The sequence below is a fragment of the Kineococcus sp. NBC_00420 genome (genome assembly GCF_036021035.1).
GTDB lineage: Bacteria > Actinomycetota > Actinomycetes > Actinomycetales > Kineococcaceae > Kineococcus.
Genome location: NZ_CP107930.1, coordinates 2,516,045 through 2,535,435, shown reverse-complemented (window position 1 = coordinate 2,535,435; position 19,391 = coordinate 2,516,045). Strand labels below are relative to the sequence as shown.

Sequence of the window (19,391 nt, the reverse complement as noted above, 5' to 3'; positions counted from 1 at the left end):
GCCGTGGTTCAGTCCGCCTCGACGGCGAGTTCGGCCCAGACGGTCTTCCCGTCGTCCCCGACGAGAACTCCCCAGGCGTCGGCGACGGCTTCCACGATCCCGAGTCCCCTGCCGCCCAGGGCGTCCGGCCCGGCCGTGCGTTCCTGGGGGTGGCGGGGCGAGGAGTCGTGCACCGAGATCGTGAGCCGGCGTGCGGCACCGTCGAAGCGCAACGAGAGACCGGCGCCGCCGCCGGTGTGCACGAGGGCGTTGGTGACGAGTTCGGACAGCACGAGCTCCGCCTCGTCGAGGAGTTCGTCGGTGGACCAGGCGAGGAGCCGGTCGCGGAGGAACTCCCGCGCCGAGGCGACCGCGCGGATGTCCGGGGGCAACCAGAGGGAGGCGTCGAGGCGGCCCGAGTCCGTGCCCGTGAACGTCGCGACGAGCATGGCGGCGTCGTCCGTCAGGGCGTGCGGGATCGCGGCCATGATGGTGGAGGCGAGCCGTTCCGCGGGCTGGTCGGGCTCCTCCCGCAACGTCGCGCGCAGCGTGTCCCGCAGGGTCGCCTCACCGACCTCGGAACCCTCGCCGAGGACCTCCACCACTCCGTCGGTGTGCATCACCAGCGCGCTGCGACCCAGCAGGCGGTACCGGGTCGTCGGGTACTCCGCCTCCGCCAGGACCCCCAACGGGGGACCGGGGTCGACGTCGATCTCCCGGTACCCGGACTCGTCGACCACGAGGGGCGGTGGGTGGCCCGCCGTCGCGACGGAGAGGAGGCCCGTCGAGGTGTCCAGGCGCGCCAGGCAGCACGTCGCGAACAGTTCCGCACCGAGTTCCAGCAGCAGCCGGTTCGTGCGCCGCAGGACCGTCGAGGGGTCGTGGCCCTCGCTGACGTAGGCGCGCACCGCCGTCCGCACCTGACCCATGAGCCCGGCCGCGCGGGTGCTGTGCCCCTGCACGTCGCCGATGATGAGGGCGATGTCGTGGCCGGTCTGCACGGCGTCGTACCAGTCGCCGCCGATCTCGGAGCCGGCCAGCGCCGGGGCGTAGCGCGCCGCGACCTGCAGCCCCTCCTGCTGGGGCAGCCACGTCGGCAGCAGACCGCGTTGCAGGTCACGGGCCAGGGTGGCGAGCGCCTCGTGCGACGTCGCCAACTCCGCGCGTGAGGACCGTTCCGCGTCGAGCAGCTGGGCCCGCTCCAGGGCCACCGCCACCTGGGAGGCGACGGCGGCGAACAGCTCCAGGTCGGCGTGCTCGAGGGGGGAGCGGTCACCCCAGCCGACGCTCAACGCGCCCAGGACCTTCTCCCGCCCCGCCAGCGGGACGACGAGCGTGACGCCGATCTGCTCCGGCTCGACCCCCGTCAGGTCCCGGTAGCGGGCGATGTCGTCCCCGCTCACGACGACCGGTGCGCCCGTGCGGACGGCCTCGGAGATCGGGTTGTCCGCTGACCGGTGCACCCGGCGCAGGTGGTCGTGCTCCGGCGGCAGCGGCGGCAGCCCGTCACCGCGCAGTTCCTCGCCCTCGAGCACGTAGACCCAGGAGGAGCGGCAGTCGAGGACCTCGATGACCGCGGCCGGGATGCGCTGGGTGATCTCCACGGCCGTCGCGCTCGTCTGCAGCAACCCGGTGACGCGTTCCAGCAGGGTCGAACGGGAGGCGGTGGCGGCGGCGAACCGCTCCGCGGCGCGGAGCAGCGTCGCCTCCAGCGCCATCCCCAGTGCCGACGCGACGATGCCCGCGGCCGCTTCCTCGTCCGCGGTGAACGGATCGGTGCGGGTGAGGACGACCGCGCCCCGGGTCGAGGACGTCGAGAGCGGTGCGACGACGACGTGCGCGGGAACCTCGGCGATGCCCGGCAGCGTGGTGCCGTCGCACCGGGCGACGGACGCAGCCGCCGCCTCGGCCGCGAAGGGCGGGTCGGCGACGTCGAGGAAGGCGTCACCGTCGACCAGGTAGAGCGGAGGGTGCGATGACGCGCCCGCGAACCAGACGACGCAGTGGTCGGCGCTCAGGGCCTGGCGCCCCGCCCGCGACGCGGTGCGCAGCAGGCCGCGGAGATCGCCCGCCGTCTCGGGGGCGTTGATCGCCCGGAGGTAGACGTGCAGGCCGTGGAGCACCTCGGCACCGTACCCACCCCGGCTGTGCTTCTCTCGTCGGTCGGTGGCGATCGTGGTGGCGGGGGGTCAGGCGGGAGGAGCGAGGCTGGAGGGTCCGCCGGAGAGGACGGCGGCCGCCAGCGCCCGTGAGGCGGGACGGTCCTGGGTCTTGGGGTTCGTGAGCAGCACGAGGTCGATCTGGCCCAGTTCCGGCAGCTTGTGCTGGGGGCCGAGGGGCACCAGCTGCACGGGCACCAGCGAACTGGCCAGGCAGGAGACCCCGATGCCGGCGGCCACGGCCGCGATGAGGCCGTTGACCCCGCGGCAGACGCAGGCCGAGCGGTAGCCGATGCCGACGCGGTCCAGCGCCTCGTGCATCGCGGTCCCGCTCAGCGAGGGGGAGGGGTAGACCGCCAGGGGCACCGGCTGGCTCAGGTCGAGGCGGGTCTGGGGGTTGCCGACCCACACCAGCCGCTCGCGCCGGACGAGCTTCCCCTCCCCGGAACGGGGTGGCCGCTTGCCGATGAAGATGTCGAGCCGGTCGTTCTCGAGGCGGCGGTGCAGGGTTCCGGACTGGTCGACGGTGAGTTCCAGGTCGACGCGCGGGTTCTCCGTCCGGAAGTCGCGCAGGATGTGCGGCAACCGGGTCAGCGCGAGGTCGTCGGACATCCCGATCCGCAGCCGACCCACCGGCCGGGCCCCCGTGAAGTACGCCGCGGCCTGTTCGTGGGAGGCCAGGATGGAGCGGGCGAACCCGATCATCGCCTCACCGTCCGGGGTCAGCGTGACGGAATGGGTGTCGCGGTGGACGAGGTGACGGCCGACGGAGTCCTCCAGCTTGCGGACGTGCTGGCTGACCGTCGACTGGCGGACCCCCAGCCGGGCCGCGGCCTGGGTGAACGAGTGCGTCTGCGCCACAGCGAGGAACGTGCGCAGCTGAACCGGCTCGAACGTCCCCGTGGGCACCTGGCCTGCGGTCATGGTCCTCCGCCCCGTCGCGGGTCATCACGACACGTGATGACTGATAAGCCGTCAACCGGGCTGCAGCATAGCGCTGCATCGGCCGATGATGGTGACGCACAGTGGTCGGAACCAGATGGTCAGCTCGAGAGGTACTCAGGTCGTGACACCGGCAGCCGCCGAGGCAACTGCAGATCCCACCGGAACCACCGCACGAGAGTCCAGGGGCCGAGCGACGTTCGCCGCCCTGCGCGTCCGCAACTTCCGGATCTACGCCACGGGGCAGGCCTTCGCCAACACCGGCGTCTGGGTCCAGAACATCGCCCTCGACTGGCTCACGCTGGAACTCACGCACTCCCCGGCCGCCGTCGGCATCACGATGGCGCTGACCTTCCTGCCCATCCTCGTCTTCGGGATGTACGGCGGGATGATCGCCGACCGCTACCCCAAGCGGAACATCCTGCTCATCACCCAGCTGTGCAGCGCGAGCATCGCCACCACGCTGGCCGTGCTCACGATCAGCGGGAACATCACCGTCGGGACCATCTACGCCCTGGCCGTCGTCACCGGGTTCGTCATCGCCCTCGACAACCCCACCCGGCAGGCCTTCGTCGGCGAAGTCGTTCCCGCGGAGCACATCCGCAACGCGGTCGCACTCAACGCGGCGGTCTTCCAGACGACCCGCCTCGTCGGCCCCGCCGTGTCGAGCGTCCTCATCGGCACCGTCGGCTCCGGCTGGGCGTTCGCCGTCAACGCCCTGCTCTACGTCGGCCCGACGATCACCCTCGCCAGCATGAACACCGCCGAACTGCGCCCGGTCACCGCGCTGCCGCGGGCCAAGGGGCAGCTGCGCTCGGCCCTGCGCTACGTCGCCGACCGCCCGCACGTCGGCTGGACCATCGCCCTCGTCGGCGTCTTCGGCACCTTCGGCCTGAACTTCCCGGTCGTCCTCACCGCGATGGCCTCGGAGACGTTCCACGCCGGCGCCGGGCTCTACGGCACCTTCAACATCGTCCTGGCCGTGGGATCCATCGCCGGAGCGCTGATCGCGGGCGGACGCAGCCACTCCCGGCTGCGGTTGATCCTCCTCCTCGGCGCGGCGTTCGGCGCCGCCCAGACCCTCGCCGCGTTCGCCCCGAACCTCGCGACGTTCATGGTGGTGCTCGTCGTCATGGGCGTCACCAACCTCGCCTTCCAGGCCATCGCGAACTCCTCCGTCCAGCTCTGGGTCGACCAGGAGTACCGCGGCCGCGTCATGGGTCTCTACGTCCTCGTCTTCATGGGCGGCACCCCCATCGGCGGACCGATCGTCGGCTGGATCACCGAGCACGTCGGGGTCCGCGCCGGGATGGCCGTCTGCGGAATCGTCCCGCTGGCCGTCGCCGTCGCGATGGCCGGTGTCCTGGCCGCGCAGCCCGTCCTCGCCCGTCGTCGGGAGACCGCGGCGGCGCTCGCCGGGTGACCTTGGCGGGCCTTCCGCCGTGATGGTTGTGCGAGTGCAGCGGAAGACGCTCTCCGCGCTCAAGGCGGCCACGAAGATCCCGATACACCCAGGGTGCCGCTCCGCTCCACGCCGACCTCGAGGTGGAGTGCGCCCCGGTGCGTCCTCACCGTCGCGGTGCTCGGCTGGGTCGCCTACGCGCTGCTGACCCTCTTCGCCCACGACGCCGGACGGACGCTGGACACCTGGCTCGGTTCCACGGTCGAGCTCCTCGCCGTCGCCGGGCTGTGGATGCGGACCCGGATCGCCGACGGCGAAGCACGGGCCTGGCGGGAGTTCGCCGTCGGCTGGTCGATCTACACGGCCACCGAGATCGCCGTCGACGTCCTCGACACCGTCAACGGCAGCGACGTCGCCCTCACCGCCCTCGAGGCCGGCTACGTCGTCGGGTACGTGTTCTGGCTGCGGGCCGTCGGGCGACTGCTCTGGCCGCACCGGGTGCAGCGTCGCGGGTACGCCCTCGAAGTCGTGACCGTGCTCGTTCTGCTCGCCGGTCTGGTGACCCGTTTCGTCGCCGCCCCGCTCGCCGCCCTCACCGGGATCCCCGCCTTCGACGCCGGGTGGTGGCTGTACCTGCCGTCGGGGGACCTGATCCTCGCCGTCTGCGCCGTCGTCGTCGCCGCCACCAGCGGCAGCGACCGCCGGTGGTGGGTCCTGGCCGGCGGGCTCGCCGTCTTCGACGCCGGCGACATCGGCTACTCCGCCGTGCTGCTGGCCAGCGGCGGGACCGCCCCGACCTTCGGGATCGGGTTCGACGTCGCCTGGGTCGGTGGTCTCCTCGCCGTCGCGATCACCGCCTGGATGCCGGCTCGACCCGTCCGCACCACCCACCGCGACGGCCGGACCCTGCAGGTCGTCCCGCTCGTCACGGTCCCCGGGGCCGCACTGCTGCTGTTCGCGGTCGCGGTCGGCCGTCCCGACCCCCTCACCGCCGGCCTCGCCCTCGTGGCGCTCGCCGGCGGCATCGGGTTGTTCGTCGCCGGACAGCGGGACCTGCTGGACCTGGAGCGGTTCCGGCGCGCCGCGCTCGTCGACGACCTCACCGGCGCCCCGAACCGGCGGGCGCTGCTGGAGGAGGCCGACCGGCGGGTCGGGGAGGGCGGGGACCTGGTCCTCGCCCTCTTCGACCTCGACCGGTTCAAGGCCGTCAACGAGTCGCTGGGTCACGCGGCCGGCGACGACCTGCTGTGCCAGGTCGTCGCCCGGTTGCGTGCCGCGCTGCCCTCGGAAGCGGTCGTCGCCCGGCTCGGGGGCGACGAGCTCGCCGTCCTGCTGCCCCGCGACCTCGAGGCGGCCGCGGAATCGGTCCGGGCCGCGCACGCCCGCGTCAGCGGCACGTACTCCTTCGACGGTCAGCGCATCCACGTCGGGTGCAGCGTGGGGGTCGCCGCCCACCCCGGTCACGCGGGGACCGCGGCGGAACTCCTGCACGTCGCCGACCTCGCGCTCATCGCCGCCAAGCGGCACGGTGACCGGGTGGAGGTCCACTCCGCCGCGACCTCCGGCGGACTCCCCGGAGAACTGCTCCTCGTCGAGCAGCTGCGGACCTGCCTCGACCTCGACACCGAGGCCGACGCGGACGACCGGCTGCGGGCCGGGGCGCTGCTGCTGCACTTCCAGCCGCAGGTGCGCACCGACGACGGTGAGGTCGAGGGGGCCGAGGCCCTCGTGCGCTGGCAGCACCCCGACCACGGACTCCTGCCCCCGCTGACGTTCCTCGGTCTGGTGGAACGGCACGGGCTGATGCACGCCCTCACCGCCTGGGTCATCGACGAGGCCGTCCGCGTCGCGGCGACCTGGCACCGCGACGGCCGCGCGGTGCGGGTCGCCGTCAACCTCTCCGCCACGAACCTCGGGGACGTCGACCTGCCCGCCCGGGTCGCCCGGGTCCTGCAGGCCCACGGCGCGCCGACCACGGCCCTGGCGCTCGAGATCACCGAGACGGTCGCGATGGAGGGTTCCGGGGTGAGCCTCGCGGTGCTGCGGGAGTTCTCCGAGATGGGGTTGTCGCTGAGCATCGACGACTTCGGGACGGGCTACTCCTCGCTCGGGTACTTCCGCCAGCGCGAGTTCGACGAGGTCAAGCTCGACCGCAGCTTCGTGACGGGGATCGGCACCGACCCGCGCGCCGAGGCCGTGATCGTCTCGACCATCGAGCTCGCGCACCGGCTCGGGGCGCGGGTCGTCGCGGAGGGCGTGGAGGACATCGACACCCTCCGCGAACTCACGCGCCTCGGCTGCGACCTCGTGCAGGGCTACCTGCACAGTCCCGCCGTCCCGGCCGCCCAGTTCGAGCGGTGGTGCGACGAGCGCCGCGCGCAGGTCACCCTCGACCCACGGCCCTAGTCGAACCGGATCCGCCCCGCCTCCCGGTGCCGCACCGCCTCCGCCAGCCGGGCCTGCACCTGCGCGAGCGGCACCCGGACCGCCGGACGGCCGATGGCGAGGGCGTCCGCCGCGACCTCGGCGTCGCCGACCACGGCGACGACGGGCACGCGCCGGGCGCGGGCGTCCCGGATCCGACGGGGCAGCGGACCGTCGTCGACCACGTCGACGCGCACCCCCGCGAACCGGGCGGCGAGGGCGCGGGCGTGCTCGCCGTGCCGGTCGCCGCTGACCGGCAGCAGCCGGAGCTGGACCGGCGCGAGCCAGAACGGGAGCCGGCCCCCGTCGCGTTCGAGCAGCATCGCCACGAGGCGCTCCATCGAGCTCAGCAGAGCGCGGTGGACCATCACGGGGCGGTGCCGGCGGCCGTCCTCGCCGACGTAGTGCAGGTCGAACCGCTCCGGCTGGACGTGGTCGACCTGGACGGTGGAGAGGGTCTCCTCCCGACCGGCCGCGTCGGCGACCTGCACGTCGATCTTCGGGCCGTAGAACGCGGCCTCGCCGACGCCGATCTCGTGCTCGTCGTCGCCGAGGGCCTCGCGCAGTTGGTCCTCGGCCCGCTGCCACCGGTCGTCGTCGCCGAGGTGGCCGCCGCCGGGCCCGCGCACGGACAGGCGCAGCCGGCGGATCTCCAGCCCCAGCACGGCGTAGGCCTCCCGGATCGCGTCCAGGGCGGTCCGCACCTCGGCGACGACCTGGTCGGGTCGGCAGAAGACGTGGGCGTCGTCGAGGCTGATCTGGCGCACGCGGCGCAGCCCGACGAGGACGCCGGAGAGTTCGCTGCGGAACATCGACCCGAGCTCGGCGTAGCGGACCGGCAGGTCGCGGTAGCTGTGCGGGCGGGCGGCGTAGACCTGGGTGTGGTGCGGGCAGTTCGCCGGTCGCAGGACGAAGTCCTCGTCGCCGACCCGCACGGGCGGGAACATGTCGGCGGCGAACTTCTGCCAGTGCCCCGAGCGTTCGAAGAGCCCGCGCTTCGCGAGGACGGGGGTGTGGACCCGCCGGCAGCCGCTGCGCAGCGAGAGTTCCAGGGCGAAGCGTTCGAGTTCCCCGCGGACGACACCGCCGTCGGGCAGCCACAGCGGCAGACCGGGCCCGACGAGGGGGGAGGTGTCGAAGAGGTCGAGTTCGCGGCCGAGGGCCGAGTGGTCACGGGACAAGGGGTTCTCCTCAGGGTGGAGGGGAACCTGCCGGTGGCACGAGGAGAGCCCCGGGGAAGGTCCCCCGGGGCTCGGAAAGTCGGATCAGCTCAGCGCTGTCCGCGACGCCGGAGGTGCACCGGCGTCGTCGTGTCGGACGGACTGAACTTCACGAGACCGAGCGTGCCACGATGTGGTGGTGGACGTCGAGGGGTTTCCGGTGCTGCGCTTCGACCCGGCGGACCCCGCCGACGCGGACGAGCTGTTCCCGATCATGTCCGACCCCGAGGGGTGGTGGTTCGACCCGTCGGGTCGCCACGTCGAACCCGCGACGACCCGCTCCTGGCTGGAGCGGGCGGCGGCCCGGTGGTCGAGCGACGGGTTGAGCTACTGGTCGGTGCGCCTGGACGCCACGGGGGAACTCGTCGGTGTCGGCGGGGTCCAGAAGCACCGGACCGGGATGTGGAACCTGTCGTACCGCATCGCCGTCCCCCACCAGCGGAGGGGTTTCGCCGTGGCGCTGGGCCGGGCCGGGCTGGACGCCGCCCACGCCGCCGAACCCGAGACCGTCGTCGTGGCCTGGGTCCTGGCGACCAACGAACCCTCGCGGCGGGTCGCGCGCCGCCTCGGGTTGCGCCCGGAGGGACCCCGCGTGGACGCCAGCGACGGGGTGGTGCGGATCGCCTACGTCGACCGGGAACTCAGCCCAGGGCCCGGCGCAGGGCGCTGACGCCGAGTTCTCCGGAGGTCCGGGCGACGGTCGAGGTCGCCACCATCTGGTAGCCGTGGAACGCGCCGGGGTAGACGTGGAGTTCCGTCGGAACCCCGGCCCGGACGAGGCGCAGCGCGAACTCGACGTCCTCGTCGAGGAAGAGGTCGAGGCTGCCGACCTCGAGGAACGTGGGTGGGAGCCCGGTCAGGTCCTCGGCGCGGGCGGCCGCCGCGTACGGGGAGACCCCGTCGCTGCCGGGTTCCGCGCCCAGCAACGTGCGCCAGCCGAAGGCGTTCGAGGCCCGGGTCCAGACGAACTCCCCCGTGGTCGGGTTGGCCTCCCGGGTGACCGTCCGGTCGTCGATCATGGGGAAGACGAGGTACTGGAACGCGACGGGAACCTCGCCCCGGTCGCGCGCGAGCAGGCCGAGCGCGGCGGCCAGTCCGCCACCGGCGCTGCCACCCCCGATGGCGATCCGGCTGCGGTCGACCCCGAGGTCGTCGGCGTTCCCGTGCAGCCAGCGCAGCGCGGCGTAGCAGTCCTCGACCGGCCCGGGGTGCGGGTTCTCCGGGGCCAGTCCGTAGTCGACCGAGACGACGACCATCCCGACGCCCAGGGCGAGCTGGGCGGCGTTCAACTGGTCGCTGTCGGCGCTGCCGACGACGTAGCCACCGCCGTGGATCCACACCAACGCCGGGGCGCCCGCGGGCAGTGCGGTGGGGCGGGTCACCAGGACCCGGACGTCGGGGGCGGCGTCACGCGGAACCCGGACCTCGTCGACGGTGAGTCCCGGCGGGAGCTCCGGCAGGGGCAGCTGCGCCGCCGCGGCGCGCACCGCGGGGAGTTCCTCGACGGTGAAGTTCCGGGCCGGCAGCAGGTCGAGGATGTCGCGGAGTTCGGGATCGACCAGGTGGAGCGTGCTCACGGTGTTTCCTCCTGAGGGGTGGGGACGAGGACGCGGAACCCGGCGGTGCCCGTGATCTCGCGGTAGGGCTGGGTCGGGAAGACCAGGTGGGTGCTCGAGGTGCCGCCGGCGAACACCTCGACCGAACAGCGGTCGAGGTGGACCGCGAGTTCTGCGGTGCCCGGCGGCAGCGGGGAGCGGGTCACGCGGGGGAAGGACGGGTGGAAGTCGACGAGCCCTGAGGTTCGCCGGTCCACCACGAGCTCGTGGCCCTCGACGGCGACGCGGAGGACCGCCTCGCCCGCGCCGAACTCCCAGGAGGCGTCGCCCGCGAACCGGCAGACCACGACGCAGTCGGTGCCGGGGAGCTCCCCGACCTCGTGGACGAGTCGTCCGGTGACCTCCTCCGGAACCCGTTGCCGCAGGGTCGGCGATCCGTCGACGGTGCACAGCGACAGTTCACGGGGCAGCGTCATCGCACCCCGCCACGGGGCGGTGGGGGTCGAGCCCGCGTAGTCGGGATCGGCCATCCAGCCCAGCAGGACGCGGCGGCCGTCGGGCGCGTCGGTCCAGGTCGCCGCGGCGTAGACGTCCGGGCCGGCGTCCAGGCTCCGCGGTGGGCCGACGTCGAGGTGTACCCCGTCGAAGGAACCGACGCGGTACACGACGTCCGACCCGTCGGGGCCGTTGACGCTGAGCAGGAGCACCCAGCGGACGTCGTCCGGGTCCCCGGAGTCGTCACCGTCCAGGGGGAGCGGGAACAGGTCGGGGCACTCCCAGATCCCGGTGGTCGTGCCGTCGTCGAAACTGCTCAGGAACTCCCAGTCGAGGAGGTCCTCGGAGCGGTACAGCACGACGAGGCGTTCGTCCGCCTCGACGGCGACCATCACCCAGTGGTCGTCGTACCGGAACACCTTGGGGTCGCGGAAACCCGTCGACGCACGGTCCAGGACGGGGTTCGACGCCTCCTTCGTGAACGTCACGCCGTCGCTGCTCCAGGCGAGCGACTGCGCCTGCCTCCCGTCGTCGTAGGCGCTGGTGTAGATCGCCGCGATCCGTGACCCGTCGACCACTGCGCTGCCCGAGAAGACGGCCTCGGGGCCTTCGTGCGGGATCGCCAGCGGCAACCGGTCCCAGTGCACGAGGTCCGCGGAGGAGGCGTGACCCCAGGACATGTTCCCCCAGTCCGGCCCCTCGGGGTTGTTCTGGAAGAACAGGTGCCAGCGGCCGTCGTGGAAGAGCAGCCCGTTCGGGTCGTTCAGCCACGTGTCCTCGGCGGTGAAGTGCGCGTGCGGGCGGAAGTCCACGCCGCGAAAGCTACCCGTCGCGTCGGAGCGAGGAACCAGCGGTCAGGCGGTGGCGACGACGGCGGCGAGCAGCGCCGTGCGTTCCAGCAACCCCGACACCGTGGCGTGCTCGGACCGGGCGTGCGCACCACCGCCGACCGCGCCGAGGCCGTCGAGCACGGCAGCCCCTGCGGCGGAGGCGAAGTTGCCGTCGCTGGCCCCACCGACGGCGATCTCGGCCAGGTCGATCCCGAGACCCGCCGCCACGTCGCGGGCGCGTTCGTAGAGCGCGGCGGTTCCCTCCGTGCGGACCATCACGGGACGGTTCCACCTCCCGGTCAGTTCACAGGTCACCCGCTCGTCGCCGGTGTCGAGGTTCGCGAGGACGCTGTCGATGCGCGTCTGTTCCGCCGGGTCGGTGACCCGGACGTCGAGGCTCGCCCAGGCCGTGCCGGGGGTGACGTTGGGGCGGCTGCCCCCGGTGACGACCCCGACGTTGAGCGAGGTCCCGGCGTCGAGGTCGGTCGCGGCGTGGACCTGCGGGACGATCCGGGCCAGCGCCAGGACCGCGCTCGCCCCGGCGGTCGGGTCGAGGCCGGCGTGCGCCTCGACGCCGGTGAGGTGGACCTGGAAGAGGCCGACGCCCTTGCGAGCCGTCTTCACCGCACCCCCCGGCCCGCTGGCCTCGAGGACCAGGACCTCGGCGGCGGAACGGGCGACGTCCTCGATGACCGTGCGGGCCACCGGTGAACCGACCTCCTCGTCGCCGTTGAGCAGCAGGCGCACCGTGCGTCGCGGAACCCCGAAGTGCTGCAACGCCTTCAGTCCCCAGACCAGCTGCACGAGACCGGACTTCATGTCGAACACCCCGGGGCCGCGCAGGACGTCGTCCTCGAGCGAGAACGGCATCCCCGCCAGGGTTCCGACCGGCCAGACCGTGTCGTAGTGGGCCAGCACCGCGACGGGCGCGCCGGGCAGGTCGCCGGGCAGGTCCAGCACGACGGTGTCGCCGTGTTCCCCGCCGTCCGTCACGGTCCGGGCGGAGGGTTCACCGAGGTGGCCGGTGATCCACGCCTCGACGAAGGCGAGCCCGCGCTCGAGGGCGGCCCGGTCGTCGGAGGGGGTCTCGATCTCCACGTAGGCGCGGAGTTCTTCGAGCATCTCGTCGCGGTGCCCGTGCACCCAGGCGGTCAGGTCGGCGGCGGGGACGGTCAGCGGCCAGGTCGCGGAGGACGTCACCCGGCCCATCCTGCCGCTCGGTCGGGGAGCAGCGCCTCCAGCAGGCTCGTGAGTTCGGTCTCCACCTCGTCGAGCGGAGCCGTCGAGCGGTGGCCGCGGGCCAGGATCAGCGCCCCCTGCAGGGAGGCCTGGACGAGGGTGGCGAGGGTGGCGGCGCGGGCGGCGGCCAGGCCCCCGTTCTCGAGGACGGCGGCGAGGTCGTCGTGCCAGGCGCCCGCGTAGTCCGACACGACCGCCCGGAGCGTGGGGTTCGCGGCCGAGGTGTCGACCGTCGTCGCGGCGAACGGGCAGCCGCGCCGGAAGTCCTCCGCCACCAGCAGGTCGCGCCAGCTCGCGAGGATCCTGCGCACCGTCGTGACCGGGTCGGCTCCTTCCGCGCGGGCGGCGCGGACGGTGCGCCGGCTCGCGGAGTCGGCCTGGGTCAGCGCCTCGGCGACCAGCTGGTCCTTGCCGCCGGGGAAGTAGTGCTGCAGGGAACCGCGGGGGGCGCCGGCGTGGGCGACGACGTCGCGCAGTCCGACGCCGTGCACGCCGCGTTCCTGGATGAGTTCGCGGGCGCTGGCGACCATCCGCTCCCGCGCCGTGGGGGTCTCCGTCGTTGTGTCCATGACAGTCGTCATGCTACAACGTCCCCATGAGATATGACAGTCGTCATAGCGCGAGGGACCGCAGCCCGTGGTGGACGGTGGCGGTCGCCTGCCTCGGCATGACGATGAGCTTCCTGACCATCACGGCCACCCTCACCGCGCTGTCCTCGATCACCTCCGACCTGGGGCTCGGGCCCGTCGAACTCGTGTGGACCAGCAGCGCCTACGCCCTGGCCCTCGCCGCGTTCGTGCTGTCCTCGGGCGCGCTCGGCGACCTCCTCGGGCGCCGGACCGTCCTCCTCGCCGGGACCGCGGTGCTCGGCGCGGGTGCCGTCCTCACCGCCTCGGCCGCCAGTGCCGCGGTGCTCATCGTCGGCGAGGTGGTCATGGGGGCCGGGGCCGCACTCATCGTGCCCAACAGCCTCGCCATCGTCTCCGGCGCCTTCACCGACCCGCGCCGCCGCGCCTCGGCCGTGGGGGTCTGGGCCGCCTGCTCCGGGATCGGCCTGGCCGTCGGGCCGATCGCCGCCGGCCTCCTGCTGTCCGCGTTCAGCTGGCACGCCGTGTTCCTCGTCGACGTCGTCGTGGCGGTGCTCGTCCTCGCCGCCGCCCCCTTCGTCGTCCCGAACACCCGGGTGGCCGGTCGCGGGATCGACCTCCCGGGGACCGCGCTCGCGACCCTCGCCGTGGCGGCCCTCGTCGTCGGCGTCGTCGAAGGCGGCCGCTCGGGGTTCGGGTCCCCGGTGCCCGTCCTCGGGTTCGTCCTGGCCGTCGCGGCCGGGGCGGGCTTCGTCCTCGTGGAACGGGTCGTCGCCCGACCGGTCGTGGACCTGGCGGCCTTCGCCGCACCGCGCACCGTCGGGGCCCTGCTCGTCTCGGCCGTGGCCCTCTTCACCTTCACCGGGCTGGGGTTGCTGACCACGCTCGAGATGCAACGGGCGCAGGGGCTGTCCGCCCTCGCCTCCGGTGTCCGGCTGCTCCCGCTGATGGCCGCCTACGTCGTGGCCAGCTCGCTGGCGGCGCTCGCCGTCCGGCGCGCCGGGATCCGGCCGGTGCTCCTCCTCGGACTGTTCGCCACGGCCGTCGGGACCCTCGTCCTGCACCAGACCGGGCTGGGGAGCGCCTACGCGCCGACCGCCGTCGGGTTCGTCCTCGTCGGTTCCGGCCTCGGCCTGCTCATCGCCCCGACCACGGCGCTCGTCGTCGGCAGCGTCCCGGCCGAGCGGACCGGAATGGCCGGGTCCGCCGTGACCACCGTCCGCCAGGTCGGCGGCGCCCTCGGGGGGAGCGTCCTCGGGACCGTCGTCACGAACCGCCTCGCCGGCCACCTCTCCGACGGTGACGCCGCGCCGCTCGCCCTCAGCGCCGCCGTGCACGACGGGTTGCTCGTCGCCGCCGGAGTCCTCCTCCTGACCCTCCTCGCCACCGCTGTGCTGTTGCGCGCACCGCGGGCCTCGACCACCACAGCGATCGAAACCCCCGAAGGGATCCCAGCATGAAGATCGACGGAACCACCGCACTCGTCACCGGCGGACTGCGTGGCCTCGGCGCCGCGTTCACGGCCGAACTCCTCGCCCGCGGCGCGAAGAAGGTGTACGCCACCTCGCGCGGCACCGCCTCGCGCGGCACCGCCTCGCACGACGACCCCCGGGTCGAGACCGTCGCGCTGGACGTGGACGACGCCGCCGCCGTGGCCGCCTTCGCCCGGACCGCCACCGACGTCGACCTGGTGGTGAACAACGCGGGGCTCGCGACCGGCTCGAACCTGCTCACCTCACCGCTCGACGACGTCCGGCGCGAGTTCGAGACGAACGTCTTCGGGGTGCTCCACGTGGCCCGCGCCTTCGCGCCCGTCCTCGCCGCGAACGGTGGCGGCGCCCTGCTGGACGTGCACTCGGTGCTCTCCTGGGCGACGACCGGTTCGGGTTACGAGGCCAGCAAGGCTGCCGCCTGGGGGGTGACCAACGGGCTGCGGGCACTGCTCGCTCCGCAGGGGACCCTGGTGACCGGGTTGCACCTCGGCTACACCGACACGGACATGATCGCCCACCTCGACGTCCCCAAGAACGACCCGCGCGACGTCGCCCGCGCCGCGCTCGACGGGATCGGGCGCGACGCGACCGAGGTCCTGGCCGACGAGGTGTCGCGGCAGGTCAAGTCCCTGCTGTCCGGCGATCCGGCCGCCCTGGTGCTCTGAGCGGGACCTCCTCGTCGGGTGCCCCGGGCAGGCCCGCTGGACGCGCCCCGGAGTCGGCACGCGACCCTGGGGCCCGCCGCGTTCCCGCACCGTCGCCCGACGAGGAGCTGTCCCCGTGTCACGTCCCACCCCCGACCTCCCGGCCGCCGGAGCCGTCCTGCCCGCCGACGCCGACCGCGCCGTCCTCGTCGGACGCCTCCACGACCCGGACGTCGCCGGCCCGTGCGTGGTCGTCGTGCGCGGGGGACGGGCCCACGACATCACCGCGGTCGCGAGCACGGTGAGCGAACTGCTCGACCGCGAGGACGTCGTCGAGCTCGTCCGGGCGGCACCGGCGGGACGGAGTTGGCCGATCGACGACCTGCTGGCCGCGACCACGGCCGGCCACCGCGACCGACCGCACCTGCTGGCCCCGGTGGACCTCCAGGTCCTCAAGGCGGCCGGGGTGACCTTCGTCTCGAGCATGCTCGAACGGGTCGTCGAGGAGCGGGCGGCCGGCGACGCCACCCTGGCCCGCGAGGTGCGTGACCGCCTCGCCGAGGTCATCGGCGGGGCGATCTCCTCGGTGCGGCCGGGATCCCCCGAAGCCGAGCGGGTCAAGCAGGTGCTCCGCGAGGAAGGCCTCTGGTCGCAGTACCTGGAGGTCGGCATCGGGCCGGACCCGGAGATCTTCACGAAGGCCCCGGTCCTCTCGGCCGTCGGCAGCGGGGCGACGATCGGCGTGCTGGCCCGGTCGACCTGGAACAACCCGGAGCCGGAACTCGTCCTGGTCGCGTCCTCGCGGGGGCGGGCGGTTGCCGCCACCCTCGGCAACGACGTCAACCTCCGGGACTTCGAGGGCCGCAGCGCCCTGCTCCTGACCGAGGCCAAGGACAACAACGCCTCGTGCGCGATCGGACCGTTCCTGCGGCTCTTCGACGAGGACTTCACCCTGGCCGACGCCGTCGCCCAGGACGTGCAGCTCACCGTGCGCGGGCGGGACGGCTACACCCTGAACGGCGTCAACTCCGTGAGCGAGATCAGCCGGGCACCGGAGGAACTGCTCGCCCACGCCTGGGGCCCCCACCACCGCTACCCCGACGGGTTCGTCCTCTTCACCGGGACGATGTTCGCCCCCACCGAGGACCGGGACGCACCGGGCCAGGGGTTCACGCACGCTCCGGGCGACGTCGTGACGATCAGCTCGCCTTCCCTCGGCACCCTGGTCAACACGGTGGACACCGCGGAGAACGCCCCCGACTGGACCTTCGGCATCCGTGAGCTCATGCACAACCTGGCCGCCCGCGGCCTCCTGGGCGCCCCCGGGACCGCGGGCTGAACGGCACGCGCGCTCAGAGGTCGGGGGCGGCGAGGACCTCGTACGCGTCGAGTTCCGCCAGGAACCCCTCGCGGACCTCGTCGCTCGCCCAGGAGACCTCGATCGCGTTGCGCTGCAGCTGGATGAGGTCGTCGAAGTCGAGGGCCGCCGCGCGGGTGAGGGCGATGAGGTTCTCGGTGACGTAGCCGCCGAAGTAGGCGGGGTCGTCGGAGTTCACCGTCACCTTCACCCCGCGGCGCAGCAGGTCGGCGATGACGGGGGCCTTGGAGTCGTCGGTGACGAACGAGTTCGAGATCGGACAGCAGGTCAACCCGATCCCGCGCTCGGTCACCAGGGCGAGCAGACGCGGGTCCTCGACGACGTTCGTGCCGTGGTCGATGCGGTCGACCCCGATGTCCTCGATCACCTGGCGCAGGTGCTCGGTGGTGTTCTCCTGGTCGATGTCGCAGTGCGCGGTGAGCCTGAACCCGGCCGCGCGGGCCTTCGCGAAGAGGTCCGCGAACTTCGCGGGCGGGTTGCCGCGTTCGTCGGAGTCCAGGCCGATCCCGACGATCTGGTCGCGGAAACCCATCGCCGCCTCGATCGTGGCCTCCGCGCTCTCCAGCGGCAGGTCGCGCACGATGCAGAGGATCAGACCGGCACTGAGCCCGAACTCGCGCTCCGCCTCGAGCACGGCGTCGTGGTAGCCGAGGACGACGTCCTCGAAGGCCACCCCGCGGGCCACGTGCACCTGCGGGTCGAAGAACACCTCCGCGTGCCGGACGTTCTGCGAGGCCGCCTTGCGGAAGTACGCCATCGCCAGGTCGCGGAAATCGGCGCGGGTCACCAGGACGTCCATCGCCGGGTAGTACACGCCGAGGAACGAGGCGAGGGAGTCGAAGACGTAGGTCGCGCGGACCTCCTCCACGCTCTGCTGCCCGATGTCGATCCCGTTGCGGCGGGCGAGTTCGAGCTTGAGGTCGGGTTCCAGCGTCCCCTCGAGGTGCAGGTGCAGCTCGACCTTGGGAAGTCGGGCGGTGAAGGCGGCGTGGTCCGCGACGTCGTTCATGGCCGTCATCCTGCCCGCTCGCCCGACCCCCGGCGCGCCCGCCGGTCCCGGCTCCGCGCAACACGAACGCAACACGACGGCAACGCGCGGGGCGATCGCGGCACCGAGGATCGGAGCACCCGGCGTCCGTCCTCCCACGCCGCGACCGAGAGGCCTCCGATGACCCAGCCCCGCCCCCGCCGCGGCGTCCTGCCGGGTCCTGCCGGCGGTCACCCCGCATGAGCGGGGCACTCGTCGAGACCGAGACCGAGACCGGGCCCCCGCGGACGACGGTCCACGAACGCGTCCGCCGCTCGCTGCGCGACGACATCCTCTCCGGCGTCCGGAAACCGGGGGAGCACCTGCGCCAGAGCGCCCTCGCCGCCGACCTCCAGGTGAGCGTCGCCCCCGTGCGGGAGGCGCTGCGCGACCTCGCGGCGGAGGGCTACGTCCGCTTCGACCCGCGTCGCGGCGCCACGGTGCGGCTGGTGGACCTCACGGAGCTCCTCGAGATCCGGATGCTCCTCGAGGCGGTGGAACCGCTGGTGGCCCGGTTGGCCGCGGAACGCGTCACGGCCGAGGAGCTCGCCCGGATGCGCTCGGTGCAGGAGCGCCTGGAGCAGGTCCGGACGCCCGAGGAGCACGCCCCCCTGGACGCCGCCTTCCACGACCTCCTCACGGCGGCGACCCGCTCCCCGCGGCTGCAGGCGCTGGTGGAGTCGCTCAACGGGTCCTGGCACCTGGCCGTCGCCGCGGCCCTCGACGCCGTCCCGCACCGCGTCGCCGAGGCCGTCGCCGAGCACCGCCCCGTCCTGGCGGCCCTCGCGGCGCACGACGCCGCGGCGCTCGCGAGCGCCTGCCTGGCCCACCGGCGTCCCGCGTGGGACGCCGTCGAGGCCGTCGTCCGTCGAGGGGCGCAGGACCGCGCGCTCCCGGGGGGTTCCTGATGGCGGGCCCCTCCTCCCGGGGTGTGCGCTCGGCGACGTCCCACCCGACCCCGGGAGATCCCCCGGACGTCGAGCTCGACCCCCGGCTGAGCGATCCCCAGGCGGCCCGGCTGGTCGCCCGCCGCGAGCGGGAGACGGGCCGGCTGGTGCCGCGCCACGTGGCCGGCATCGCGGTGGCCCGGGCCCGGGCCCGGCAGGACGCGCCGGGACCGGTCGAGGACGCCGCGCTCGTGGTGCGCGACGTCACCGTCCGCGGGGCGGCCGGTCCGCTGCCGGCGCGCACCTACCTGCCGCGCACCGGGAGTCGGGCCAGCGTCCTCTACCTGCACGGCGGGGGGTGGGCGCTGGGGGAGCGCGACGTCGACGACTCGCTCTGCCGCGCGATCGCGACGGGCGCCGGGGTGGCGGTGCTGAGCCTGGGGTACCGGCTCGCGCCGGAGCACCCCTACCCGGCGGCGCTCGAGGACTCCGCGACCCTGCTGGGTGCGCTGGCCGACGGGGACGTCGAAGGGTTCGGGGGGCCGCTCGTCGTGGCGGGTCTCGGCGCGGGAGGCCAGCTCGCGGCCGTCCTGGCGTTGCGCTCGCGGTCGGGGTTCGTCCCGCCGATCGTCCACCAGTCGTTGTTCTGCCCCGTCCTGGACTGCGACCTCGACCGACCGTCCCACCGGGAGTTCGGAGCGGGCCTGGGACTCTCCCTGGAGGACCTGGCGTGGTTCTGGCGGATGTACGTGCCGGACCGCGCGACGCGTCGCCGTCCGGACGTCTCGCCGCTGCGGATCCCCGACGCGAGCGGTCTGGCCCCGGCGACGGTCGTCGTCGCGGGTGCGGACCCGTTGCGCGACGAGGCGTACGAGTACGCCGAACGGCTGCTCGCGGCGGGGGTGGACGTCCGCCGCGTGCTCGTCGAGGGGGTGCCGCACGGTTTCGTCGCGGTGCCGGGCCTGGTGAGCGCCGCCGGTGCGGTGCGGGCGGCGACGGACCACCTGGCCACCACCCTCGACCGCCGTCCGCCCGCGGGACCACGGGTCGTCGACCTGCGCGACCGGGCCGTCACCCTGCCCACGACGGGCGTCCCCGCAGGTGGGGGGCTCGCGGCGGGCAGGTGAAC

At 73.7% G+C, this 19,391-nt stretch carries 16 protein-coding genes; 8 read left to right on the top strand and 8 right to left on the bottom strand.

The features are described from left to right. Positions 1-8 precede the first annotated feature (8 nt). Together OG218_RS12360 and OG218_RS12355 are read right to left on the bottom strand one after the other, a co-directional pair. A complete protein-coding gene (locus OG218_RS12360) occupies positions 9-2,102 on the bottom strand; it encodes an ATP-binding SpoIIE family protein phosphatase (protein WP_328293526.1) in 2,094 nt (697 codons plus the stop codon). A 66-nt stretch (positions 2,103-2,168) separates the two neighbouring features. Further along, positions 2,169-3,062 carry a LysR family transcriptional regulator gene (locus OG218_RS12355; RefSeq protein WP_328293525.1) on the bottom strand — a complete coding sequence of 298 codons (894 nt, stop codon included), beginning with the start codon at positions 3,060-3,062 and terminating at the stop codon, positions 2,169-2,171. Positions 3,063-3,204: 142 nt separating this feature from the next. On the opposite strand from OG218_RS12355, the gene OG218_RS12350 reads away from it, so the two are divergent. Both OG218_RS12350 and OG218_RS12345 read left to right on the top strand, forming a co-directional pair. Further along, positions 3,205-4,503: an MFS transporter gene (locus OG218_RS12350; RefSeq protein WP_328293524.1), complete on the top strand. Its 1,299-nt coding sequence runs from the start codon at positions 3,205-3,207 to the stop codon at positions 4,501-4,503. Between the two features lie 93 nt (positions 4,504-4,596). Next, the gene (locus tag OG218_RS12345; protein WP_328293523.1) at positions 4,597-6,888 is read left to right on the top strand and encodes a putative bifunctional diguanylate cyclase/phosphodiesterase; all 2,292 of its coding nucleotides are present in this window, start codon (positions 4,597-4,599) and stop codon (positions 6,886-6,888) included. On the opposite strand, the gene thrS is transcribed toward OG218_RS12345, so the two are convergent. Beyond that, entirely contained in the window at positions 6,885-8,087 is a 1,203-nt protein-coding gene (thrS, locus tag OG218_RS12340) for a threonine--tRNA ligase (protein ID WP_328293522.1), read from the bottom strand. The genes OG218_RS12345 and thrS overlap by 4 nt on opposite strands. Positions 8,088-8,265: 178 nt before the next feature. Here thrS and OG218_RS12335 point away from each other — a divergent pair, with 178 nt between their 5' ends. Further along, on the top strand, positions 8,266-8,796 hold the full coding sequence (locus OG218_RS12335) for a GNAT family N-acetyltransferase (RefSeq protein WP_328293521.1): 531 nt from the start codon (positions 8,266-8,268) through the stop codon (positions 8,794-8,796). Here the strand turns inward: OG218_RS12335 and OG218_RS12330 are convergent. The 4 genes from OG218_RS12330 to OG218_RS12315 are packed head-to-tail and all read right to left on the bottom strand — an operon-like array spanning position 8,768 to position 12,815. Beyond that, positions 8,768-9,703, bottom strand: coding sequence for an alpha/beta hydrolase (locus OG218_RS12330; protein WP_328293520.1), 936 nt, complete (start codon positions 9,701-9,703; stop codon positions 8,768-8,770). The genes OG218_RS12335 and OG218_RS12330 overlap by 29 nt on opposite strands. Further along, positions 9,700-10,989, bottom strand: coding sequence for a glycoside hydrolase family 32 protein (locus OG218_RS12325; RefSeq protein ID WP_328293519.1), 1,290 nt, complete (start codon positions 10,987-10,989; stop codon positions 9,700-9,702). Before OG218_RS12325 ends, OG218_RS12330 begins: the two co-directional genes overlap by 4 nt. Before the next feature lie 42 nt (positions 10,990-11,031). After that, positions 11,032-12,207, bottom strand: coding sequence for a M20 family metallopeptidase (locus OG218_RS12320; RefSeq protein ID WP_328293518.1), 1,176 nt, complete (start codon positions 12,205-12,207; stop codon positions 11,032-11,034). After that, on the bottom strand, positions 12,204-12,815 hold the full coding sequence (locus OG218_RS12315; protein WP_328293517.1) for a TetR/AcrR family transcriptional regulator: 612 nt from the start codon (positions 12,813-12,815) through the stop codon (positions 12,204-12,206). Before OG218_RS12315 ends, OG218_RS12320 begins: the two co-directional genes overlap by 4 nt. Before the next feature lie 98 nt (positions 12,816-12,913). On the opposite strand from OG218_RS12315, the gene OG218_RS12310 reads away from it, so the two are divergent. From OG218_RS12310 to OG218_RS12300, 3 genes are all read left to right on the top strand, one after another. Then, positions 12,914-14,293, top strand: coding sequence for an MFS transporter (locus OG218_RS12310; protein WP_328293516.1), 1,380 nt, complete (start codon positions 12,914-12,916; stop codon positions 14,291-14,293). Continuing rightward, positions 14,290-14,991 carry an SDR family oxidoreductase gene (locus OG218_RS12305; protein WP_328293515.1) on the top strand — a complete coding sequence of 234 codons (702 nt, stop codon included), beginning with the start codon at positions 14,290-14,292 and terminating at the stop codon, positions 14,989-14,991. Before OG218_RS12310 ends, OG218_RS12305 begins: the two co-directional genes overlap by 4 nt. A gap of 115 nt (positions 14,992-15,106) precedes the next feature. Beyond that, complete coding sequence (locus OG218_RS12300; RefSeq protein WP_328293514.1) at positions 15,107-16,309, top strand: fumarylacetoacetate hydrolase family protein; 1,203 nt, start codon at positions 15,107-15,109, stop codon at positions 16,307-16,309. A gap of 13 nt (positions 16,310-16,322) precedes the next feature. Here the strand turns inward: OG218_RS12300 and add are convergent, their stop codons facing one another. Next, positions 16,323-17,357, bottom strand: coding sequence for an adenosine deaminase (add, locus tag OG218_RS12295; RefSeq protein ID WP_328293513.1), 1,035 nt, complete (start codon positions 17,355-17,357; stop codon positions 16,323-16,325). 218 nt (positions 17,358-17,575) lie between these two features. On the opposite strand from add, the gene OG218_RS12290 reads away from it, so the two are divergent. Further along, positions 17,576-18,283 carry a GntR family transcriptional regulator gene (locus tag OG218_RS12290; protein ID WP_328293512.1) on the top strand — a complete coding sequence of 236 codons (708 nt, stop codon included), beginning with the start codon at positions 17,576-17,578 and terminating at the stop codon, positions 18,281-18,283. After that, complete coding sequence (locus OG218_RS12285; RefSeq protein ID WP_328293511.1) at positions 18,283-19,389, top strand: alpha/beta hydrolase; 1,107 nt, start codon at positions 18,283-18,285, stop codon at positions 19,387-19,389. Before OG218_RS12290 ends, OG218_RS12285 begins: the two co-directional genes overlap by 1 nt. Positions 19,390-19,391: the final 2 nt, after the last annotated feature.

Coding starts and splice junctions, on each gene's coding strand:
- OG218_RS12355 (WP_328293525.1), bottom strand. CDS start 3,062: ATGACCGCAGGCCAGGTGCCCACGGGGACGTTCGAGCCGGTTCAGCTG.
- OG218_RS12315 (WP_328293517.1), bottom strand. CDS start 12,815: ATGGACACAACGACGGAGACCCCCACGGCGCGGGAGCGGATGGTCGCC.
- OG218_RS12310 (WP_328293516.1), top strand. CDS start 12,914: ATGACGATGAGCTTCCTGACCATCACGGCCACCCTCACCGCGCTGTCC.
- OG218_RS12305 (WP_328293515.1), top strand. CDS start 14,290: ATGAAGATCGACGGAACCACCGCACTCGTCACCGGCGGACTGCGTGGC.
- add (WP_328293513.1), bottom strand. CDS start 17,357: ATGAACGACGTCGCGGACCACGCCGCCTTCACCGCCCGACTTCCCAAG.
- OG218_RS12290 (WP_328293512.1), top strand. CDS start 17,576: ATGAGCGGGGCACTCGTCGAGACCGAGACCGAGACCGGGCCCCCGCGG.
- OG218_RS12285 (WP_328293511.1), top strand. CDS start 18,283: ATGGCGGGCCCCTCCTCCCGGGGTGTGCGCTCGGCGACGTCCCACCCG.